Source organism: Mesorhizobium sp. M0601 (assembly GCF_040320845.1).
Classification (GTDB): domain Bacteria; phylum Pseudomonadota; class Alphaproteobacteria; order Rhizobiales; family Rhizobiaceae; genus Mesorhizobium.
This window is the reverse complement of sequence record NZ_JAMYQK010000016.1, coordinates 25,092-44,243: the sequence shown is the minus strand read 5'-3', so window position 1 is coordinate 44,243 and position 19,152 is coordinate 25,092. Positions and strand designations below refer to the sequence as shown.

Annotated in this window: 19 protein-coding genes; 7 read left to right on the top strand and 12 right to left on the bottom strand. The window is 63.4% G+C overall.

Going from position 1 to position 19,152, the window contains the following annotated elements:
- Positions 1–36: 36 nt before the first annotated feature.
- The 3 genes from ligD to NKI41_RS16580 form a co-directional block, all read right to left on the bottom strand.
- Positions 37–2,538: a DNA ligase D gene (ligD, locus tag NKI41_RS16590; protein ID WP_352684014.1), complete on the bottom strand. Its 2,502-nt coding sequence runs from the start codon at positions 2,536–2,538 to the stop codon at positions 37–39.
- A gap of 9 nt (positions 2,539–2,547) precedes the next feature.
- The gene (ku, locus tag NKI41_RS16585; RefSeq protein ID WP_352539795.1) at positions 2,548–3,399 is read right to left on the bottom strand and encodes a non-homologous end joining protein Ku; all 852 of its coding nucleotides are present in this window, start codon (positions 3,397–3,399) and stop codon (positions 2,548–2,550) included.
- A gap of 119 nt (positions 3,400–3,518) precedes the next feature.
- Positions 3,519–4,025 carry a YciE/YciF ferroxidase family protein gene (locus NKI41_RS16580; protein WP_352540023.1) on the bottom strand — a complete coding sequence of 169 codons (507 nt, stop codon included), beginning with the start codon at positions 4,023–4,025 and terminating at the stop codon, positions 3,519–3,521.
- Positions 4,026–4,432: 407 nt separating this feature from the next.
- Between NKI41_RS16580 and NKI41_RS16575 the strand changes: the two genes are divergently transcribed.
- The 3 genes from NKI41_RS16575 to NKI41_RS16565 all read left to right on the top strand — a co-directional run bounded on the left by NKI41_RS16575 (position 4,433) and on the right by NKI41_RS16565 (position 7,030).
- On the top strand, positions 4,433–4,579 hold the full coding sequence (locus NKI41_RS16575) for a hypothetical protein (RefSeq protein WP_023718851.1): 147 nt from the start codon (positions 4,433–4,435) through the stop codon (positions 4,577–4,579).
- A 194-nt stretch (positions 4,580–4,773) separates the two neighbouring features.
- Positions 4,774–5,217, top strand: coding sequence for a thiol-disulfide oxidoreductase DCC family protein (locus tag NKI41_RS16570; RefSeq protein ID WP_352684012.1), 444 nt, complete (start codon positions 4,774–4,776; stop codon positions 5,215–5,217).
- 61 nt (positions 5,218–5,278) lie between these two features.
- Complete coding sequence (locus NKI41_RS16565; protein ID WP_352684010.1) at positions 5,279–7,030, top strand: saccharopine dehydrogenase family protein; 1,752 nt, start codon at positions 5,279–5,281, stop codon at positions 7,028–7,030.
- Here the strand turns inward: NKI41_RS16565 and NKI41_RS16560 are convergent.
- The 3 genes from NKI41_RS16560 to NKI41_RS16550 form a co-directional block, all read right to left on the bottom strand.
- Positions 6,919–7,302, bottom strand: a complete 384-nt coding sequence (locus tag NKI41_RS16560; protein WP_352451865.1) for a DUF1850 domain-containing protein — start codon at positions 7,300–7,302, stop codon at positions 6,919–6,921. The two genes, NKI41_RS16565 and NKI41_RS16560, sit on opposite strands and share 112 nt — an antisense overlap.
- On the bottom strand, positions 7,299–9,395 hold the full coding sequence (locus tag NKI41_RS16555; protein WP_352684008.1) for a TRAP transporter permease: 2,097 nt from the start codon (positions 9,393–9,395) through the stop codon (positions 7,299–7,301). The genes NKI41_RS16560 and NKI41_RS16555 overlap by 4 nt, the downstream gene beginning before the upstream one ends.
- Positions 9,396–9,553: 158 nt before the next feature.
- Positions 9,554–10,513: a TAXI family TRAP transporter solute-binding subunit gene (locus tag NKI41_RS16550; RefSeq protein ID WP_352473580.1), complete on the bottom strand. Its 960-nt coding sequence runs from the start codon at positions 10,511–10,513 to the stop codon at positions 9,554–9,556.
- Positions 10,514–10,766: 253 nt separating this feature from the next.
- On the opposite strand from NKI41_RS16550, the gene NKI41_RS16545 reads away from it, so the two are divergent.
- The gene (locus tag NKI41_RS16545; protein WP_352684006.1) at positions 10,767–11,120 is read left to right on the top strand and encodes a YciI family protein; all 354 of its coding nucleotides are present in this window, start codon (positions 10,767–10,769) and stop codon (positions 11,118–11,120) included.
- Positions 11,120–12,376 carry an RNA polymerase sigma factor gene (locus NKI41_RS16540; protein WP_352473579.1) on the top strand — a complete coding sequence of 419 codons (1,257 nt, stop codon included), beginning with the start codon at positions 11,120–11,122 and terminating at the stop codon, positions 12,374–12,376. Before NKI41_RS16545 ends, NKI41_RS16540 begins: the two co-directional genes overlap by 1 nt.
- 15 nt (positions 12,377–12,391) lie before the next feature.
- On the opposite strand, the gene NKI41_RS16535 is transcribed toward NKI41_RS16540, so the two are convergent.
- The 6 genes from NKI41_RS16535 to hrcA all read right to left on the bottom strand — a co-directional run bounded on the left by NKI41_RS16535 (position 12,392) and on the right by hrcA (position 17,843).
- Positions 12,392–13,015, bottom strand: a complete 624-nt coding sequence (locus tag NKI41_RS16535) for a glutathione S-transferase family protein (protein WP_352539792.1) — start codon at positions 13,013–13,015, stop codon at positions 12,392–12,394.
- A 174-nt stretch (positions 13,016–13,189) separates the two neighbouring features.
- Positions 13,190–14,170, bottom strand: a complete 981-nt coding sequence (gene cysK / locus NKI41_RS16530) for a cysteine synthase A (RefSeq protein WP_023718844.1) — start codon at positions 14,168–14,170, stop codon at positions 13,190–13,192.
- A 165-nt stretch (positions 14,171–14,335) separates the two neighbouring features.
- On the bottom strand, positions 14,336–14,953 hold the full coding sequence (locus NKI41_RS16525; protein WP_352473576.1) for a LysE family translocator: 618 nt from the start codon (positions 14,951–14,953) through the stop codon (positions 14,336–14,338).
- Between the two features lie 87 nt (positions 14,954–15,040).
- Positions 15,041–16,396 carry a PQQ-dependent sugar dehydrogenase gene (locus tag NKI41_RS16520; protein ID WP_352473575.1) on the bottom strand — a complete coding sequence of 452 codons (1,356 nt, stop codon included), beginning with the start codon at positions 16,394–16,396 and terminating at the stop codon, positions 15,041–15,043.
- A 100-nt stretch (positions 16,397–16,496) separates the two neighbouring features.
- Positions 16,497–16,694 (bottom strand): hypothetical protein, encoded by a 198-nt coding sequence (locus NKI41_RS16515; protein ID WP_023678983.1) that lies wholly within the window; start codon positions 16,692–16,694, stop codon positions 16,497–16,499.
- Positions 16,695–16,730: 36 nt separating this feature from the next.
- Positions 16,731–17,843 carry a heat-inducible transcriptional repressor HrcA gene (hrcA, locus tag NKI41_RS16510; RefSeq protein WP_502893799.1) on the bottom strand — a complete coding sequence of 371 codons (1,113 nt, stop codon included), beginning with the start codon at positions 17,841–17,843 and terminating at the stop codon, positions 16,731–16,733.
- A gap of 146 nt (positions 17,844–17,989) precedes the next feature.
- Here hrcA and rph point away from each other — a divergent pair, with 146 nt between their 5' ends.
- Positions 17,990–18,706: a ribonuclease PH gene (gene rph / locus NKI41_RS16505; RefSeq protein ID WP_352684003.1), complete on the top strand. Its 717-nt coding sequence runs from the start codon at positions 17,990–17,992 to the stop codon at positions 18,704–18,706.
- Between the two features lie 33 nt (positions 18,707–18,739).
- Positions 18,740–19,150 (top strand): VOC family protein, encoded by a 411-nt coding sequence (locus NKI41_RS16500; RefSeq protein WP_352473571.1) that lies wholly within the window; start codon positions 18,740–18,742, stop codon positions 19,148–19,150.
- Positions 19,151–19,152 lie beyond the last annotated feature (2 nt).

The window sequence follows — 19,152 nt, the reverse complement described above, 5'->3', positions numbered from 1 at the left end:
GACGGAAAACCGTTCCACACTTTTCCTGGAATTGCTCTAGCCGCGCTTGAGCGGCTTGGCCTGCTTGAAAAAATCCTCCCAGGGATCGGCTTGCCCAAGCCGCTTCAGCGTCGTCTTGTCGCCGATCGGAAAGGCGTTCGGCGGCAATCCGGCCTCGATTTCCGCCCAGGTCACCGGCATTGATACCGTGGCGCCTTTTTTGGCGCGCGACGAATAGGGCGCGACCGTGGTCGCGCCACGGCCATTGCGCAGATAATCGACGAATATCCTGCCGGTGCGCGCCTTCTTAGACAGCGTCGCCGTGTAGCGGTCGGGTGCGGCTTGCTCGAGCGCTCGGGCGAACTCATGGGCGAAGCCTTTGACCTCGTCCCAGTCCGCCGACGGCTTCAGCGGGACGAGGACATGATAGCCCTTGCCGCCCGAGGTCTTGACGAAATTAGGCAGGGACAGTTCGTCGAGCCGGCTGCGGATATCGAGCGCCGCGGCACGAACCGCCTTCACGTCGACACCCTCGTCGGGATCGAGATCGAAGATGATCTGGTCTGGTTTTTCCAGCTCGTCCGTGGTCGAGCCCCAGATGTGGATCTCGACGACGCCGAGTTGAACGAGGGCCACGACACCGTCGAAATCGCGGATGAACAATATCTCCTCGCCGTCGGTGGGGTCCTTCATCACGGCGATCTTGTCGTGCATGCCGGCCGAGGCATGCTTCTGGAAGAACCGTTGGCCGCCAACACCGTCCGGCGCCCGCACGAGGCTGAGCGGCCGGTTGATGACGAATTGCTTCATGCGCGGCCAGACCAGCGCGTAGTGATCGACCAGATCCTGCTTCGATACGTTCTCCTGCGGCCACAGAAGCTTGTCGGGGCGGGACAGCATAACCGAGGTTTTCGCCGCGCCGGCGGGTTTGGCGGGCTTTGGCTTCGACTCTGCCGGAGCTGAGCGTGCTTTCGGTTTCTCCTGCACGACTTCCTCCGCCGGCTTGTCCTCGCGCAATCCCTGGAACGACGCGTGGCGTATTATACGGTCCGACGTCCAACTGCGAAACTCCACTTCGCCGACAAGTTCGGGCTTGACCCAGACCAGCCCCTTGCCCCTTGGCACCGCCCTGTCGAAGGGCGAGGTTGTCGTCTTCAGCGCATCAAGCCTCCTCTTCAGCTCGTTGGTGCTTTTGGCCGTGAAGCCGGTGCCGACGCGGCCGGCATAGCGCAGCTTGCCGCCCTCGTGATAGCCGACCAGCAGCGAGCGCAGGCCCCGCCCGGTCTTGTCCGACGGCATGTAGCCGCCGATGACGAATTCCTGGCGTGCCGTACATTTCGACTTCACCCAGGACGGGACACGGCCGCTGCGGTAGGGCGCATCGGCGCGCTTGGAGACGACGCCTTCGAGCCCCAGCCGGCAAGCATGCTCCAGCATGATCTTGCCGGGCTCGGCAAAGTGGTCGCTGAAGCGCACGGCCTGATCCTCGGCCTGTCCGGCGAGCAAAGTGCGCAGCCTTTCCTTGCGCTCGACCAGCGGCTCTGAACGGATATCCTCACCGTTGAGACGCAACAGGTCGAAGACATAGTAGATGAAACGGTCCGTACGGCCCGCCGACAGATCTTGCTGCAGCAGCGAGAATGACGACACGCCATTATCCGCCAGCACGACGATTTCGCCGTCGATGATAGCATCGGTGCATTTCAGGCCGCCAAGTGCCGCGACAATTGCGCCACCGAATTTGTCGGTCCAGTCGAGGCCGGCGCGTGTCAAAAGCCGCACCTCGGTGCCGGCAAGCTGCGCCTGCATGCGATAGCCGTCGAACTTCACCTCATGCAGCCAGTCCTTGCCGGGCGGGGCGTCCCGCTCCAGCGTTGCGAGCGCCGGTTCGATGAATTCCAGCCGCCTTGCCGCGACGGCCTTCGCTTTGCTGGCGGCCGGCCTGTCGGACTGCCAGACGCTTGGCTTCTTGCCGTCGGCGGTCTTGCCTTCGCCGACCTCCTCGATGGTCAGGCCGGATTTCACCGATTGCGGCGCCTCCTGCAAAATGTCCTCGCCCGGACGCGCGGCGGCATCGTCGGATTTGATCAGCAACCAGTTGTCACGCTTTTCGCCCGGACGCGGCTTCAGCCGCAACAGATGCCAGGCGCCATGCAATTTGTGGCCATGCAGTTCGAAACTGATATGGCCTTTCTTCATCGCCCTTGCCGGGTCGCCATCGGGGGCCCAAGTTCCCTCGTCCCAGACAATGACCGAGCCGCCGCCATATTGGTCCTTCGGGATAGTGCCTTCAAACGGCGCATAGTCGATCGGGTGGTCCTCGACGTGCACGGCGAGCCGCTTTTCGTGCGGGTCGAGGCTCGGGCCTCGCGTCACGGCCCAGCTCCACAGCACGCCACCATGCTCGAGACGAAGGTCGTAGTGAAGCCTGGTGGCGGCATGCTTGTGGATGACGAAGATGCCACCCGCCACGGCTTTCTTGCCGCGCGAAATCTTGCCGGCTGGTTCGGCCGTCTTCTTGAAATTGCGCTTGGCGTGATACTGCTCGAGGCTGGCCATGGGCGGATCCTAAGCAGATTTGCGCCGGGCGGCTTTGGACTTGGCGCCTTTTCCCGGGCGTCCGGTCTTTGCCGGCGCACCGGCTTCCGACGAAAGGCTCTTCTTCAGCGCATCGAAGAGGTTGACGACGTTGGAGGGCCGTGGTTCCGCCTTGGCCTTCGGTGCCTTCTTGCCGGCCTTCTTGGCGCGGACCAGCTCGATCAGGGCATTTTCGTATTTGTCCTCGAATTCGGAAGGATCGAACGCCGCCTGTTTCTCATCGACGATGTGTTCGGCCAGCCTGATCATCTCGGCGTCGGTCTTCACCGTCTTGATGTCGCCGAACACTATCTCGGGCCTGCGAACCGTATCGCCATAGCGCAAGGTCGTCAGCAGCAGACCCTTGCCCAACGGCTCGATGACCACCGGACGTTCGCGGCGATAGAGCACAATGCGGGCTAGCCCCGCCGTCTTCTTGGCGGCCATGGCGTCGCGGATGACGGCGAAGGCCTCTTCCGAGACCTCGTCCGCAGGCGTCACATAATAGGGCGCGTCGAGATAGATCTGCTGGATCGAGGATTTTTCGATGAAACCATCGAGGCTCATCGTGTGCGAGGATTCGATCTGCACGGCTTCGATCTCCTCCTCCTCGATTTGGACGAAGTCGCCGTCGCCGATTTCGTAGCCCTTGATCTCGTCGCCTTCATCGAGCGGCTTGCCGCTTGCCGAATCGACATAGACGCGCTTGACGGTATTGCCGGTCTTGCGGTTGAGCACGCGGAATGAGACTTTCTCCGCCTGAGTGACGACATTGGTCAGTTCGACGGCGCAAGTGACCAGCGAAAGCTTGAGATACCCTCTCCAGGCCGGGCGCGGCGCCATGACAAACTCCCTGCACGACAATGTTGAACCGAGAACGGGCAAAGTCCGTTCCGGTTCCGGCGGCGCAAAAGGCAAGTCCGGGCTTTCAACCCAGCCTTGCCTTGTTCTCGCTCACTGGGCTACTCGGCGGCTTGCAGGTTGACCTTGCTTTCCGCTATCTCGGTAAGCTTGCGGTCGGTTGCCTGCTCCTCCTTGAGGTTGTTGGCCAACACATTGGCGCAGTCGCTGCGGCCCAGTTGCTTGGCCCAGGCAATCAGGGTGCCGTAACGGGTCATCTCATAATGCTCGACCGCCTGGGCGGAGGCGATCAGCGCAGCGTCGAGGACCTCCTTGTCGGCGATGTCGCCGCTGACGTCGTCGGCTTCTTCGAGAATGCCGTCGATGGCTGGGCAGTCGACCTGCTTGGCCTTCACGCCGTGCAGTTCGAACACCTGCTCGACACGCTGGATATGACCCTTGGTCTGAGCGAGATGTTTCTCAAAGCCGGCTTTCAGCTGCGGATCACTCGCCTTGTCGATCATCTTCGGCAGCGATTTCGCGATCTGTTTTTCAGCGTAATAGATGTCGCGCAGCGTGTGCACGAAGAGGTCGTCGAGGGTTTTGATATCCTTCGAAAAGAAACCCATGGCCTTTGCCTTTCCATTGCTCTTGCAGTTTCGGATTTTTTGGCTGCGGCCCACCCGAGCACCACAGCCTGCGGAGCCGGTTCGTCCCGGCACTGGGAAATCAACGTGCGGCTGACGGGCCGGTTCCTGGTTTTCCGGCCGCGTGCACGGAAATTTCGCGGTCCGGCAAAACCTGAAACAAAACCGCGCCTCTGCGACATTCAGGCGAAACATATGTGATGCAAAAGTCACACTGGACGAAATGCCGACGGATTGCATGGAAACACCGCGAATCAGCCGCATTCCAGCCATGAACAAAGGCATTTTCGACCAGAGATTAACATCGCGTTCACCGACTATTCACGCCTGGACGCTATGATCCCCGCAATTCGGAAGGGACATCCGAAGCGGGACAGGGACCGAGTAAAATGAGCTTCTGGAATCAAATCGCCGGCTATGCCGCCGCCATCCGCGAATTCGTCGCTCCGACCTATCGGCCTGAGCGCTATTATATGCGCGGCCCAGGCCCCGCCTGCGCGCGCCGTGGCAACACGCTTGGGATCAGCGTGCACTGATGATGACCACGGAAAGCCGTCACGACAGCCGGATCTGCCGGCCCGACGCCGACAACCGGTCAACGACCTATCGCGCCGAGCGCCCTGCGCTGACCGACAGACGGCGTGCGACAACGCCAAGGCCCTGACATTCCGGGCTTTGATCCAGCCGCCGGCAGGCCTAGTTTCATCTGACACCAGCTGTCAGGCGCCACGTGACCGTCAAGCCGAACCATTCTCCTGAACCGCCGGAATTCGATGCAAGTCGCCCGTTGATCGTGTTCGACGGCGTCTGCGTGTTGTGCTCGGGCTTTGTGCGCATGGTGGTGAAGCTCGACCGCAAGGGCCACTTCCATTTCGTAACGGCGCAGTCACCGTTCGGCGAGGTGCTGTTCAAGAAATACGGGCTGCGGACGGATCGCTACGAGACCAATCTCGTCATCGTCGATGGCGCGGCTGTCACCCGCCTGGACAGTTTCGTTGCCGTCATGGCCGAACTCGGCTGGCCGTGTCGGTCGGCGCGGATCCTGCTGCCGTTGCCGCGCCCGCTTCGCGACTGGCTCTACGGCCGCATCGCAAAGAACCGCTACGCCCTGTTCGGCAAGAAAGACAATTGCGAAATCCCTTCCGCCGAGGTGAGGGCAAGATTGATCGGCTAGATTCGTTGCCGTGGCCGGGAGCGGGCGGGGCATTTTGGGGGAACTGTTGGGGGAACTGCGGATGAAGGTTCTTGTCGTCGGCGGCTATGGCACCTTTGGCGGTCGCACTGTCGAGCTTTTGGAGGGCGAGCCGCATCTGATCCTCTTTGTCGCCGGGCGCTCGCTCGCCAAGGCTGACGCGTATTGCAAGAAGCGCGCCCCGACAGCAGCCCAGCTGGTGCCGGCACTGTTCGACCGTGACGGCGATCTCGCCGCGCAACTCGCTGCATTAGAGCCTGATATTGTAGTCGACGCGAGCGGTCCGTTCCAGGCCTATGGCGAGGGACGCTATCGCCTGATCGAGGGCTGCATCGCCCGGCGCATCAACTATCTCGATCTAGCCGACGGCTCGGATTTCGTCGCCGGTGTCTCTGCGTTCGACGAGGCGGCGCGAAACGCCGGCGTCTTCGTGCTGTCCGGCGTGTCGAGCTTTCCGGTGCTGACGGCGGCAGTGGTGCGTCGCCTGTCTTCGGACCTGACGCGGGTCGACGGCATTCGCGGCGGCATCGCGCCGTCGCCCTTTGCCGGAGTCGGCGAGAACGTCATTCGGGCTATCGCCGGTTACGCCGGTCAGCCGGTGCGGCTTGTTCGTAATGGCCGTCCCGAACAAGGCCATCCGTTCACAGAGCAATTGCGCTACTCCGTCGCGCCGCCGGGCCGGCTGCCGCTTCGAAACACGCTGTTCTCGCTGGTCGACGTTCCGGACCTGCGCGCTCTGGCCAAGCTTTGGCCGGAGGCGAAGACCATCTGGATGGGCGCCGGGCCGGTTCCCGAGACGCTGCACCGCGCCCTGATCGGCCTCGCCTGGCTTGTACGCGCCGGATTGATCGGTTCGCTTTCGCCACTGGCGCCGCTGATGCATCAGGCAACGAACCGGCTGCGCTGGGGCGAGCATCGCGGCGGCATGTTCGTCGAGGTGGAGGGATCGGACCGGGCGGGCGCCATCGTCAAGCGCTCGTGGCATCTCGTGGCCGAGGGCAATGATGGGCCGCTGATCCCGTCGATGGCGGTCGAAGCGCTGGTCCGCAAAGCGCTGGCCGGACATCAGCCCGCGCCGGGCGCACGGGCGGCGATGCGCGATTTGGAGCTCCGGGATTATGAAGCCCTGTTCGCCGGGCGGACAATCTACACCGGCTTCAGGAACGGGGCGGCGGACGAGGACAAGCCGCTTTATGCCGAGCTGCTCGGTGCCGCCTGGCAAGGCCTTCCCGAGGCAATTCGGTCAATGCATGACCGTACGATCACGGCCGCAGGCCGCGCGCGCGTCGAACGCGGGCGCAATGTTCTTGGCCGGCTAATGGCCTGGACGGTCGGCTTCCCCGGGGCAAGCGAGGACATCCCGGTTCATGTCCGCTTCGACACCGACAAGGACGGCGAGACCTGGACCCGGACATTCGGCAAGCACAGTTTTTCGAGCCTACAGTCCGCAGGCCGGGGTCGATCGCAGCGCTTGCTGTGCGAACGCTTCGGCCCGCTGACCTTCGCGATGGCGCTGGTTGCAGCAGACGGCCGGCTGGCGCTGGTCTTGCGCCGCTGGAGTTTTTTTGGCCTGCCGCTTCCGATGTGGCTCGGTCCACGCTCGACTTCCTACGAAACGGTGAAGGATGGCCGCTTCCGCTTCCATGTTGAGATCTCGCATCCGCTTGCCGGCATGATCGTCCGCTACCGCGGCTGGCTGGAGCCCTCCGGCCCGCACGGCTCCAGCGAGATCGTGCCGCCTGCCAGCTTGGCCAATTCGCGACAGTCCTGCGCCGTGCACAGCGTCCAGCCCTGACCCGTTGCGCCCGAGGCGGCGAGCGCGAGGCGCCGCTGTGGCCCGACCTTGGGCGCATAGACCCACCAGCCGTTTCTCAGCACCGAGCCTTGCGGCGGCTCCATCCCGGCGCCCGATCCCTTGATGCGGGCCTCGACCAATTGCAGGCCGGACGGCAGCACCTTCCAGTCTTCCTGCCACTGGGTCTTCTCCACCGAATGCACCCAGGAGAGCGTGAAGGCAGCGACCGCGAGCGTCACCGTCTTGCCGGCCGCGACGATGCAGAGGCTCATGCTGAATTAGCCAGCGAAGCCTGCCGCGCGCGCCAGCAGTGCCAGCCGATCCAGGCAAGGGATAGCGCCCAGCCCGCCTCGTCGGTGAGCGGCAGCGCCGCAACCAGCAGCACGCCGGCGGCGAAGGCGACGAGGCGTTCCCACCAGGCCATGCGCCGGGCGAGAAATCCGACGGCCGCGGCGCCCCACAGGACGATACCCATGCAGGCTTTGATGACGATATAGGCGACCTCGACGGGATAGCCGAACTGGGCGGCGATCGGGCCGGGGTCCTGCAGCATCAGCGCCGGGGTATAGACCGCCATGAACGGCACAACGAAGCCGGCAATGGCAAGCTTGGTGGCCTGGACGCCGATCTTGAGGCCGCTTTCCTTGGCCATGGGTGCGGCGGCGAAGGCGGCCAGCGCCACAGGCGGGGTGAGATCGGCCATGATGCCGAAATAGAAGACGAACATATGGCTGACCACCAACGGCACGCCGAGCGACAGCAGCGCTGGCCCGGCCAGCGACGAAGTGATGATGTAGTTGGGAATGGTCGGTATGCCCATGCCGAGCACCAGGCAGGTGAGCATGGTTAAAAGCAGCGACAGGAACAGATTGTTCTCGCCGATCGAGATGATCCAGCCGATGAAGGTCGAGGCGATGCCGGTAAGCGTCAACGTGCCGATGACGATGCCGACAATGGCGCAGGCAATGCCGACCGGCAGCGCGTTCTTTGCTCCTTCGGCAAGCGAATCCACGCATATGCGCAGCGTCTCGCGCCCGCCCTTGAAGGTGAGGCAGGCGGCGACCAGCACTGCGATGACCAGGCTGAGGATGTTGACGCCGAATTTCATGAAGGAAGCCGCGGCAAGCCCGAGCGCCAGCCAGAAGACGATGCGGAAGGCGAGAGGCCCGATCGATGCTGCCAGCGGCGTGCCGAGGATAAGCACAATAGTCAACGCCAGACCCATGGTGCCGGCGAACACCGGTGTGTAGCCGGCAAACAGCAGGTAGATCAGTGCTGCGAGAGGCAGTACCAGCGGCCAATGTTGTCTCACCGCATCCCACGGGTTGGGCAGGTCGGCCTTAGCCATGCCGTGCAGGCCGGCCTTGCCGGCTTCCAGGTGCACCTGCCAGAAACAGGCGCCGAAATAGAGCAGCGCCGGAATGATCGCCGCCTTGACCACAGCGGCATAGGGGATGTTCAGGGTCTCGGCCATGATAAAGGCAACCGCTCCCATCACCGGCGGCATGATCTGACCGCCCATCGACGAGGTCGCCTCGACGGCGCCGGCGAAAGCCGAGCGGAAACCGAAGCGCTTCATCAGCGGGATGGTGAACTGGCCGCTGGCCACCACATTGGCGACGCCGGAGCCGGAAATGGTGCCCATCAGCGCCGAGGACAGCACGCAGACTTGCGCCGGGCCGCCGCGCCATGAGCCGACCAGGCCAAGCGCAAAATCGTTGAACAGCGCGATCATGCCGGCGCGCTCAAGAAAGGCGGCGAAAACGACGAAGATGAAGATGTAGGCGGCCGAGACATAGATCGGCGTGCCGTAGATGCCTTCGGTACCGTAGGCGAAGGTGTCGACGAGCTGGGCGAAATCATAGCCGCGATGGATGAACGGCGGTGGCAGATGATTGCCGGCGAATGCGTAGGCGAGAAAGATGAAGGCAATGACGGCAAGCGGCAGCCCCATCAACCGCCGCGCCGCCTCGAAGACCAGCACGACCAGCACCGCGCCGACGATCAGGTCAGGCGTGGTGAGAAAGCCGGAGCGGCGGATGAGGTCGGCATAGAACACCCAATTGTACAGACCGGTGGCGAAACCAAGCAGGCCGAGCGTCCAGAACACTGCTTTCGCCGGGACGCTTTTGGCGCGCAGATTGGCGATTAGGGCAAAGCCGAGCAGCAGCAGGAAGCCGACATGCATGGCGCGTATGACCTGGCTCGGTAGGCTGCCGTAGGCGGCGATGTAGATTTGGAAGATGGAGAAGGCGATGGCGATAAAAAAAGCCGCCTTGCCAGCGATGCCTTCGCCGAAGCCAGGCGGCAATCCTTCGACAGGAGCTTCCGCTGTGGGGGAAAGAACGGTCGGGGTTGCGGTCATTAGCGGGGTTCCTGGCGGGGCGCTCCCCTCCCCGAGGGAGGTGCGAGCGAAGCTAGGCGGGTGGGGTCGGTGCGGCAGTGTACGGCCTCAACCGACCCTACCGGTCCATTCGCCTTCGGCAGCTGTTCACCTTTTTCTCAAGGGGGAGGGATGGCTCCTTACTTCACCAATCCCTTTTCCTTGTAGTACCTCTCGGCGCCTGGATGCAGCGGCACTGGCATGCCGTCGAGCGCCTTGGCCGGGTCGATCGCCTTGGCGGCGGCGTGGGCAGCGGTGAGCTGGTCGAGATGCTCGAACAGCAGTTTTGTCATCTGGTAGGCGGTCTCGTCGGAGACATCGGCGCTGGTGATCAGGAAATTGCCGACGGCGGCGGTCGCAACATCCTCGGTCTGGCCCTCGTAGGTGCCCTTGGGGATGACCACGGAAAGATAGGGCAAGCCGATCTTGGCGACGTCCTCCGCCGGCACGGCAACGATGTTTACCGGCAATGAGGTGGCGAGGTCACGGATCGACGCGACCCCAAGGCCAGCCGACTGAAGCGTGGCGTCGAGCTGTCGGTTCTTGATCAGCTCCACCGATTCGGCGAAGGGCAGATATTCGATCCGCCCGAGGTCTTCGTATTTCAGCCCGGCAGCGGCAAATATCGTGCGGGCGTTGAGCTCGGTGCCTGAGGCCGGCGCGCCGACCGAAAGGCTCTTGCCCTTGAGATCGGCGAGCGTCTTGATGCCGGATTCCTTGCTGGCGACGATCTGGATGTAGTTGGGATAGATGGCGGCAATGCCGCGCAGCTTGTCGAGCTTGCCTGGGAAGCCTGCTTCAGTATTGCCTTCGGCGGCCAGCTTGACGGAATCGCCGAGCGCAAAGGCGATCTCGCCCTTGCCCTGCTGAAGCAGGTTGAGGTTTTCGACCGACGCTTTCGTCGCCTGCACCTGAGTACGCGCGCCTTCGATGCCCTTGCCGTAGATTTCCGACAGCGCGACGCCGAGCGGATAGTAGACGCCGGACGTGCCGCCGGTCAGCACGTTGATGAATTCCTGTGCCTTGACCGATACCGCGCCAAGGCCAAGCGACAGCGCCAGCACGCCGGCTGCAACAAATTTCGTTCTGAAATTGAGCATGCGATTTCCTCCCTGAAAATTCGCCGCCGTGCCCTCCTCGGCGGCACGAAGCGAGTTTAGACAGCGGGCGGAAAATGCCAACCCGCAATAGCAGCGATTAGACGAACGGCTAAGCAGTGCCGCAACACGTTGGCGCTTGCGCGAGGTCGCATCGCGGCAGAAAGATTTTTCCAGCGCTTGTCGAAATCCGGCAGGGCCGCGCGACATAAGTCCGGCTCGCAACGATGCGGCCTTCGAGAAACGGGAGAAGACCATGCGATACATGCTTTTGATCTATGGAAACGAAGCGGGGATGGCAGCCGCGCCAGCAGATGCGGTGACACAGATGTCGAGCGCGTACGTCGCCTACACCGAAGCGCTGAAGAAATCCGGCGCCTGGCTCGCCGGCGACCGGCTGAAGCCGACGCAATCCGCTACCTCGGTGCGGATGGCCAATGGCAAGACCAACGTGCTCGACGGCCCCTATGCCGACACCAAGGAGCAGCTTGCCGGCTTCTATATGATCGAAGCGGAGGACGTCGACGCCGCCATCGCCTGGGCGGCGCGCTGCCCGGGCGCCGGCACCGGCACGGTAGAGGTGCGGCCGATCTGGGAACTCACCATGTGATGCCGGAATTGCCCGATACTGCGCGGGCGGCGGCGGAAGCGGCCGCCCGGCAAAGCTACGGCAAGCTGGTCGCTTATCTCGCCGCACGCACGCGCGACGTGGCCGCTGCCGAGGACGCATTGGCCGATGCCTTTGCAGCGGCGCTCGAGCGTTGGCCACAGGCGGGCGTGCCCGACAAGCCGGAAGCCTGGCTGCTGGCGGTGGCACGCAAGCGCCGCGTCGACGCGGTCAGACGGCGGCTGACACGCGAGGCGGGCCGCGACCACCTCAGACTGATCGCCGAGGAGATGGAGGCGCGCATGGCCGAGGAAGACCTGCCGGACGAGCGGCTCAGGCTCATGTTTGCCTGCGCCCATCCCGCGATTGAGGCCGGCGTGCGAGCACCGCTGATCCTGCAGACGGTCCTGGGCTTCGACGCAGCGACCATCGCCTCGGCTTTTCTTGTCTCGCCAGCCACGATGAGCCAGCGCCTGGTGCGCGCCAAGACGCGAATTCGCGAGACAGGCATTCCGTTCCGCGTGCCGGAGCGGGCCGAACTCGGCGAGCGGCTGGGCACCGTTCTGGAAGCGATCTACGCGGCGTTTGCCGAAGGTTGGTCCGACCCGGCCGGCACCGAAACGCGGCGCCGCAATCTCGCGACCGAAGGCATCTGGCTCGGCCGTTTGATCGCCTCGCTGATGCCGGATGAGCCGGAAGCACTCGGCCTGCTGGCGCTGATGCTGTTCGCCGAGGCGCGGCGTGCAGCCCGGCGCAATGCGGCGGGTGACTATGTGCCGCTGGCCGAGCAGGATCTTGCATTGTGGGACGATACCCTGATCGATGAAGCGGAGGCGCTGCTCGGGCGCGCGGCCGCCGAGGGTGTTGTCGGCCGCTACCAGCTCGAGGCCGCCGTGCAATCCGCCCATACGACACGGCGGCTGACCGGTTGTACCGACTGGGTCGCGATCAAGGAGCTCTACGACGCGCTGTCGGTGATTGCCGGCTCGCCGGTGGTGTCGATCAACCGTGCGGTGGCGATTGCCGAGGCCGAAGGTGCTTCAGAAGGATTGGGCGCGCTTGATCAACTCAGCGGCGACAAGCGGCTGTATGACTATCAACCTTACTGGGCCGCCCGCGCGGGCCTGCTGGCCAGACTCGGCAAAGTTCCACAAGCGAGCGAGGCCTATGACCGGGCTATCGGCCTCGAACGAGATCCGGCCGTGCGCCGGTTCCTGCAGGAACGACGGGCAGGGCTCGGCCGCGCGGAAAGACACTGAGACAAGGCGGAGTGCTTAGGCCGGCCACATGTCGTGGGAAGCATTCAGCCTCTTCATCACCCGATGTTCCCGCAAATTGGCCCACAGGCGTTCGATGTTCGGCCAAGCGGTTGGAACCTTCGCGACCTCCGGATGCCAGGCCACCAGCATGACGAGATAGATGTCGGCCAGCGAGAGTTGGTCGCCGGCCAGCCAGTCGCGGCCGTCGAGGGCGGCATCGAGAATGGCGAGGCTGCGATCCATTTCCGAGACCGCCGCCTGTTTGACAGCGTCCACGCCCCGGGGATCGGTCGTGTAGCGATGAGCGTAGAAGAACCGCAGGTCAGCCGAATAGATGACGGAGGACATGAAAAACATCCAGCGCAGGAAGTCGGCGCGGTCAGCCGAACTTGCTGCGGGCGCCAGTCCTGCTTCGGGGTGGCGCTCGGCCAGCAGGATGCAGATCGCCGCCGATTCGGTCATCGAGCGTCCGTCCGGCAAGATCAGGACCGGCACCTGGTTCAAGGGGCTGATATCAAGAAAGGCCTGGTCGGGTCGGCCCTTCGGAACGTCGATCTGGTCGAAAGGCACGCCCGCCAAAGCGAGCGCCGCCTCGACGACAAAGCCGCCGGTATTGGCACGCGTATAGAGCTTGTACATAAAGTCCTCCACCTGCCGGGCAGCGACGATTGATACGGAAGTGACCCGCCGCTCAAGCGAACGACGCCCGCCACAGGTGGTTTTTCAGCGGTCCACGCCGACGCGTGATACTGAGTATTTGATGTCGGAGGGCATCGCGAAGGATCGCTACTGACCGGTCAAAAACGCTCGTGTCTAAGCGCCCAATCCCTCGAACAGGATCGTCGAGAGATAGCGCTCGGCGAAGGAGGGGATGACGACGACGAGGTTCTTGCCCTTGTTCTCGGGCCGCGAGCCGACGACGATCGCCGCTTGCAGGGCGGCCCCCGACGAGATGCCGACCGGCACACCTTCGAGCCGAGCGACGAGCCGTGCATTGGCAACCGAATCCTCGTTCGAGACCTTGACGATCTCGTCATAGATCGTCGTGTCGAGGATTTTTGGCGCGAAGCCGGCGCCAATGCCCTGGATCTTGTGCGGGCCTGGCTGGCCGCCCGACAGCACCGGCGAGGCTTCCGGTTCGACGGCGACGACATGCACCGAGGGCTTGCGCTTCTTCAGCACCTGGCCGACGCCGGTGATGGTGCCGCCGGTCCCGATGCCGGCAACGAAGATATCGACTTCGCCATGGGTGTCGTTCCAGATTTCCTCGGCGGTGGTGCGGCGATGGATTTCCGGATTGGCCGGGTTTTCGAATTGCTGCGGAATGACAGCGTCGGGCAGCGTTGCCGCCAGCTCGTCGGCCTTGGCGATGGCGCCCTTCATGCCTTTCGGCCCTTCGGTCAGCACCAGTTCGGCACCGAGCAGAGCCAGCATCTTGCGGCGTTCGACGGACATGGTTTCCGGCATGGTCAGGATCAGCTTGTAGCCCTTGGCAGCGGCGGCAAAGGCGAGTGCGATGCCGGTATTGCCCGAGGTCGGCTCGATGAGGGTGGTCTTGCCGGGCGTAATCCTGCCCGAAGCCTCCAATGCCTCGATCATCGACACGCCGATGCGGTCCTTGACCGAGGCGATCGGGTTGAAGAATTCGAGCTTGGCCAGCAGATTGGCGACGACACCCTTCTCCCTGGCGAATTTATCAAGCCGCACCAGCGGCGTGTCGCCGATCGTCTCGGTGATCGAATTGTAGATGCGGCCGCGGCCGGGCACGTGTGTGGGGGTGGCGGGCTTGTTCATTGATTTCCTCCCAGAGGTCAAGCGGCAAGAGTCGCGCGGGCATAGGATAGAGCCATCCACCGCGCAAGATAGGCTGTCGATCGAAAAATATCCGAGTGAAGTTCGTGCTGAGTACCCCCGCCCTTGCAAGGCGTGGCAATCCTTGGGCGGATTGGCGAAAGAGATCTATTGGCGGGCGGCAATTGCCGCCGCCGCGCCGACCATGAAGCCGGCGGCGGTGCGGTTGAGTGCCCTCAGCGCCCGCGGCGACTTCAGGAACCAGCGCGCCTTGGCCGCCAGCGCCAGATAGGGCACCAGCACGACGAGCAGGACGACGATGGTGAGCGCGACGAGGATGCCGTAATCGGCCAGCGTGATCGTCTTCAGATCGACGATGGTCGGGGTGATGGCAAGATAGAAGATCATCGTCTTGGGATTGCCGAGCGTGACGGCAAAGCCGGCTACAAAGCTGGATGCCAAGCCGCCCTTGCCTTTCTTCGCCTCCACCGTTTCCGGCGTGATGCCGCTCGTCCAGAAACGCCAGCCAAGAAAGGCGAGGTAGGCGACGCCCAGCCATTTGATGGCCAGGAAGACCATGCCGAAAGTCTGTGCGACGAAAGCCAGGCCGAGCACCACGGCAGTGAGATAGGTCAGGTCGCCGAGCATCAGCCCGAACGACATGGCCAGCGACGAGCGGAAGCCGGAACCCAGCGCACGCGCAACAAGCGCGGTGACGCCTGGGCCCGGGATAGCCGCGGCGATGCCGAGGGCAGCACTATAGGCGAGGAACCCGGTGAGTGTCATGATCGGCGCTTGTCGCACAATGTTGAAGTTGGGTGAATTCCCTCGGGCCGGATTCGATTGCGCCAGCGCAGCAGGCGACACCGCCGTTCAGGAGCGGCCGTCTTCGTAGGTAACGCGCCAGATGGTGCCGTTACCGTCCTCTGTGACGATCAGGGAGCCGTCCTTGGCCATCGCGACACCGACCGGGCGGCCCCAGACGGCGTCGTTCGAGATGACGAAGCCGGTCATGAAGTCCTCATATTCGCCTGTCGGCTTGCCATCCCTGAATTTGAGCCTCACCACCTTGTAGCCGGTCCTGGCGCCACGGTTCCACGAACCATGCATGGCGACGAAGGCGTCACCCTGATAATCCGCCGGGAAGTTCTTGCCGTCGTAGAAGGCTATATTCATCGGCGCCGAATGCGCCTGCATCAATACATCGGGGACAGTGGCCTTGCCGGCGAGGTCTGGCCGCTCGCCCTGATGGCGCGGATCCTCGTTATTGCCGATGTAGTACCAAGGCCAACCATAGAATCCGCCGTCCTTGACCGCCGTTGCAAATTCGAACGGCACATTGTCGCCGAGTTCGTCGCGCTCATTGACGACGCACCACAATGCGCCGGTGGCGGGCTGCACGGTCATGCCCGTACAGTTGCGCAGGCCAGTGGCGACAGTTCGGGGATTTTTCCCATCCGGGTCAAAGGCGAGCACATCGGCACGGCCGTCCTCGGAGCCCCAGGCCGCCCCGAGCGGCTTTGATTTGGCCCAGGCGTCGAGGCCGCTATCCGGCTCCTTGCCTATATCCTCGGCTACGTTCGAGGCGGAGCCAACCGACAAATAAAGCGTTTTGCCGTCCTGCGAGAAGGCGATGTCGCGGGTCGTGTGACCACCCGACGGGATTTGGGCGACAATGGTTTCTGGTTTGCCGGATGTCTTCAGGTCGCCATCGCGATAGGGGAAGCGGACGATGCTGTCGCTGTTCGCGACATAAACCCATTGCGGTTTGTCTCCTGGCGGATAGAAGGCGATGCCGTAGGGATAATTGAGCCCCTTGGCGAAGATCGCTTTCTCGATGGGCCTGGCGCTGCCCTCGGCGAGACGATAGACGCGTATTTGGTCGGCATGGCTGTTGGCAACAAACAGGTCGCCATTCGGAGCGACGCGCACGACACGTGGATTGACGATGCCGGATGCGATCATTTCAGCCGAAAAGCCCGACGGCAATTCTGGCTTGGCGCTTTCGGGCCGTTCCGCCACGCCGGCGCCGTTCGAAGCGGATTGGGCGGGGTCGGCTGCCGGCATGTCTCGCGGCCCAATCAGGCGCCGGACGCCAGGCCTGTCGGCGTGCCAATCGCCAAACGCGGCTTCGCCTTTGAGCACATTCTGGTCCGCCTGCTGGGCGGCTGCCGGTGTCGCAACAAGGAGGGCAGCGGCCAAGGCCGCAAAGCCGCCAGGTCGGATCATCAACGTCCTCCGGGATTCGCCTCGAACAGGGGCAAACGGCATCAGGCATTGATCGTTCCAAGCGGCCGTCCAGCACACGAGGATTTGAAGCCGAACCCGTTCAGTTGCCAGAGGCGTAAAAGTCGTCGTCGAGGCGCTTTTCCAGCGCGACCAGATCGGCCGGCAGCGGTAAACCCATCGCCCGCATCTCTTGCAGCTTCTCGCGCAACTGCTCTTGTACCTCGTGCTGATCCTCTGGCTGGTTGATCATTTCTTCGAGCAGCAGACTGATCTGGGCCTTGAACGATTCCAGCGCCATTCTTTTCTCCTCCTTGCGGCAGGCCCGCGGCGGCTCCTAGCTCAGCATGCGCGAAATCAGCTGCGCCGTATAGTCGACCATCGGTACTATGCGCGCATAATTCAGCCGCGTCGGCCCGATGACGCCGAGCGCACCGACGACACGCGCGTCCTTGTCGCGATAGGGTGCCACCACCAGCGAGGAGCCAGACAGCGAAAACAGCTTGTTTTCCGAACCGATGAATATGCGCACGCCTGGGCCTGCCTCGGCGAGGTCGAGAAGCTGGATCAGCCCATCCTGCGTCTCCAGATCCTCAAACAGATGCCGCAGCAATTCTATGTCGGCCTGGGCAGTGACGTTTTCCAGGAGATTGGCGCGACCGCGCACGATAAGCCGCCCAGGCACGCCGCTTTCAGCGCCTGCCCAGACCGCCAGGCCCTTCTCGACCAGATCCTGCGACAGCGTGTCGAGGGCCGCCCTGGTCTCTTCCTTGATGCGGGCGATCTCGACCCGCGCCTCGGCCAGGGTGCGACCGCGGATATGGGCGTTGAGGAAGTTAGAGGCTTCGTGCAATTGCGAGATGGTGATCCCGGCGGGCAGATCGATGACGCGATTTTCGACGTCGCCGTTCTGCGAGACCAGCACGGCCAGCGCCTTGGTCGGCTCGAGCTGGATGAATTCGATGTGCTTAAGCGCCGCCTCATTCTTGGCGGCGAGCACGAGGCCGGCGCCGCGCGACATCCCGGACAGCATCTGGCTGGCCTCGGTCAGCATATGCTCCAGAGTTGCGCCCGAGCCGGAGGCGCGCACCTGGGCCTCGATGGTGCGGCGCTCCTCGTCGGAGAGGTCACCAAGTTCCATGAAAGCATCGACGAAGAAGCGCAGGCCTGCCTGGGTCGGCAGCCGGCCAGCCGAAATGTGCGGCGCATAGATCAGGCCGAGATGCTCAAGGTCGCTCATCACGTTGCGGATGGTGGCCGGCGACAGCGACGACGGCAGGATGCGCGACAAGCTGCGCGAACCGACCGGCTCGCCATCCCTCAAATAGGAATCGACGATACGCCGGAAGATGTCGCGCGAACGCATGTCGAGCGATTGAAGCGCGGGCGATTGCAGCGCGTGCGACGGGAGCACGTGCGACTGCAAACCGGGATCGACTGCCTTTGTCATTTCGAGCCAAAAACCTCCGCCCCGAAGATATAGACTTCCGCGGTGTCGGCGCAACCGGTCCATTTTCCTTTGCGCCTCACGCCCCGTGCGGCTACAAGCCGGCCAAGATTCCCCGGCCAAGATTCCGAAGAAAGAAAGAAGCCTGAATGCGCCCTTCCAAACGCCAATTCGACGAAATGCGCCCCATCTCCTTCGAGCGCGGCGTCTCCAAGCATGCGGAAGGCTCGTGCCTGGTGAAGTTCGGCGACACGCATGTGCTGTGTACGGCCAGCTTGGAGGAAAAGGTGCCGGGCTGGATGCGCAACTCCGGCAAGGGCTGGGTGACGGCGGAATACGGCATGCTGCCGCGTTCGACCGGCGAGCGCATGCGCCGCGAGGCTTCGTCCGGCAAACAAGGCGGCCGCACGCTGGAAATCCAGCGGCTGATCGGCCGCTCCCTGCGCGCCGTGGTCGATCTGCAGGCGCTCGGCGAGCAGCAGATCACCGTCGACTGCGACGTGATCCAGGCCGACGGCGGCACGCGCACCGCTTCGATCACCGGCGGCTGGGTGGCGCTCTACGACTGCCTGCGCTGGATGGAAGCCCGCCAGATGGCGAGCCTGAGCAAGGTGCTGAAGGATCACGTTGCGGCAATCTCCTGCGGAATCCATGATGGCCAGCCGGTCATCGACCTCGACTACATCGAGGATTCCTCGGCCGGCACCGACGCCAATTTCGTCATGACCGGCAAGGGCGGCATCGTCGAGATCCAAGGCACGGCCGAGGGCGAGCCGTTCTCGGAAGAGCAGTTCGCGGCGCTGATGGGGCTCGCCAAGAAAGGCATTCAGCGCCTGGTCAGCTTGCAGCAAATGGCGGTGGCTTAGCTGCGGTCCAATATTGATGAGATTGGCGATCCTGTGACTCCTTCCGCAATCCTGGAATCAGCACTCTACGTGACCGACCTTGCTGCCGCGGAACGGTTCTATTCGGGCGTGCTCGGGCTCGATCTGCTCGGTAAAGTCGATGGCAGGCATCTCTTCTTCCGCTGCGGCGACGGCGTGCTGCTTATCTTCAATGCCGAGGCCACCAAAGTGCCGCCGCGGGCCGACGCCAAGCTGCCCGTGCCGCCGCATGGCGCGGTCGGCCAGGGCCATCTTTGCTTCGCCGCAAGCGCGGATGAAATCCCACGCTGGAAAGCGCATCTTGAGGCGAAGAAAATCGCCATCGAAAGCGAGTTCGAGTGGCCGCAAGGCGGCCGCTCGATCTATATTCGCGATCCCTCCGGCAATTCGATCGAATTCGCCGAGCCACGAATTTGGGGCATCTGATG

What these genes read in the sequence shown, in the direction of transcription:
- NKI41_RS16565 (WP_352684010.1), top strand. Translation starts at nt 5,279, where the DNA reads ATGAAGGTTCTTGTCGTCGGCGGCTATGGCACCTTTGGCGGTCGCACT.
- NKI41_RS16520 (WP_352473575.1), bottom strand. Translation starts at nt 16,396, where the DNA reads ATGATCCGACCTGGCGGCTTTGCGGCCTTGGCCGCTGCCCTCCTTGTT.
- NKI41_RS16550 (WP_352473580.1), bottom strand. Translation starts at nt 10,513, where the DNA reads ATGCTCAATTTCAGAACGAAATTTGTTGCAGCCGGCGTGCTGGCGCTG.
- cysK (WP_023718844.1), bottom strand. Translation starts at nt 14,170, where the DNA reads ATGAACAAGCCCGCCACCCCCACACACGTGCCCGGCCGCGGCCGCATC.
- NKI41_RS16515 (WP_023678983.1), bottom strand. Translation starts at nt 16,694, where the DNA reads ATGGCGCTGGAATCGTTCAAGGCCCAGATCAGTCTGCTGCTCGAAGAA.
- NKI41_RS16535 (WP_352539792.1), bottom strand. Translation starts at nt 13,015, where the DNA reads ATGTACAAGCTCTATACGCGTGCCAATACCGGCGGCTTTGTCGTCGAG.
- NKI41_RS16560 (WP_352451865.1), bottom strand. Translation starts at nt 7,302, where the DNA reads ATGAGCCTCTGCATCGTCGCGGCCGGCAAGACGGTGACGCTCGCGGTC.
- rph (WP_352684003.1), top strand. Translation starts at nt 17,990, where the DNA reads ATGCGCCCTTCCAAACGCCAATTCGACGAAATGCGCCCCATCTCCTTC.
- ku (WP_352539795.1), bottom strand. Translation starts at nt 3,399, where the DNA reads ATGGCGCCGCGCCCGGCCTGGAGAGGGTATCTCAAGCTTTCGCTGGTC.
- NKI41_RS16525 (WP_352473576.1), bottom strand. Translation starts at nt 14,953, where the DNA reads ATGACACTCACCGGGTTCCTCGCCTATAGTGCTGCCCTCGGCATCGCC.
- NKI41_RS16580 (WP_352540023.1), bottom strand. Translation starts at nt 4,025, where the DNA reads ATGGGTTTCTTTTCGAAGGATATCAAAACCCTCGACGACCTCTTCGTG.
- NKI41_RS16545 (WP_352684006.1), top strand. Translation starts at nt 10,767, where the DNA reads ATGCGATACATGCTTTTGATCTATGGAAACGAAGCGGGGATGGCAGCC.
- hrcA (WP_502893799.1), bottom strand. Translation starts at nt 17,843, where the DNA reads ATGACAAAGGCAGTCGATCCCGGTTTGCAGTCGCACGTGCTCCCGTCG.
- ligD (WP_352684014.1), bottom strand. Translation starts at nt 2,538, where the DNA reads ATGGCCAGCCTCGAGCAGTATCACGCCAAGCGCAATTTCAAGAAGACG.
- NKI41_RS16555 (WP_352684008.1), bottom strand. Translation starts at nt 9,395, where the DNA reads ATGACCGCAACCCCGACCGTTCTTTCCCCCACAGCGGAAGCTCCTGTC.
- NKI41_RS16575 (WP_023718851.1), top strand. Translation starts at nt 4,433, where the DNA reads ATGAGCTTCTGGAATCAAATCGCCGGCTATGCCGCCGCCATCCGCGAA.
- NKI41_RS16540 (WP_352473579.1), top strand. Translation starts at nt 11,120, where the DNA reads ATGCCGGAATTGCCCGATACTGCGCGGGCGGCGGCGGAAGCGGCCGCC.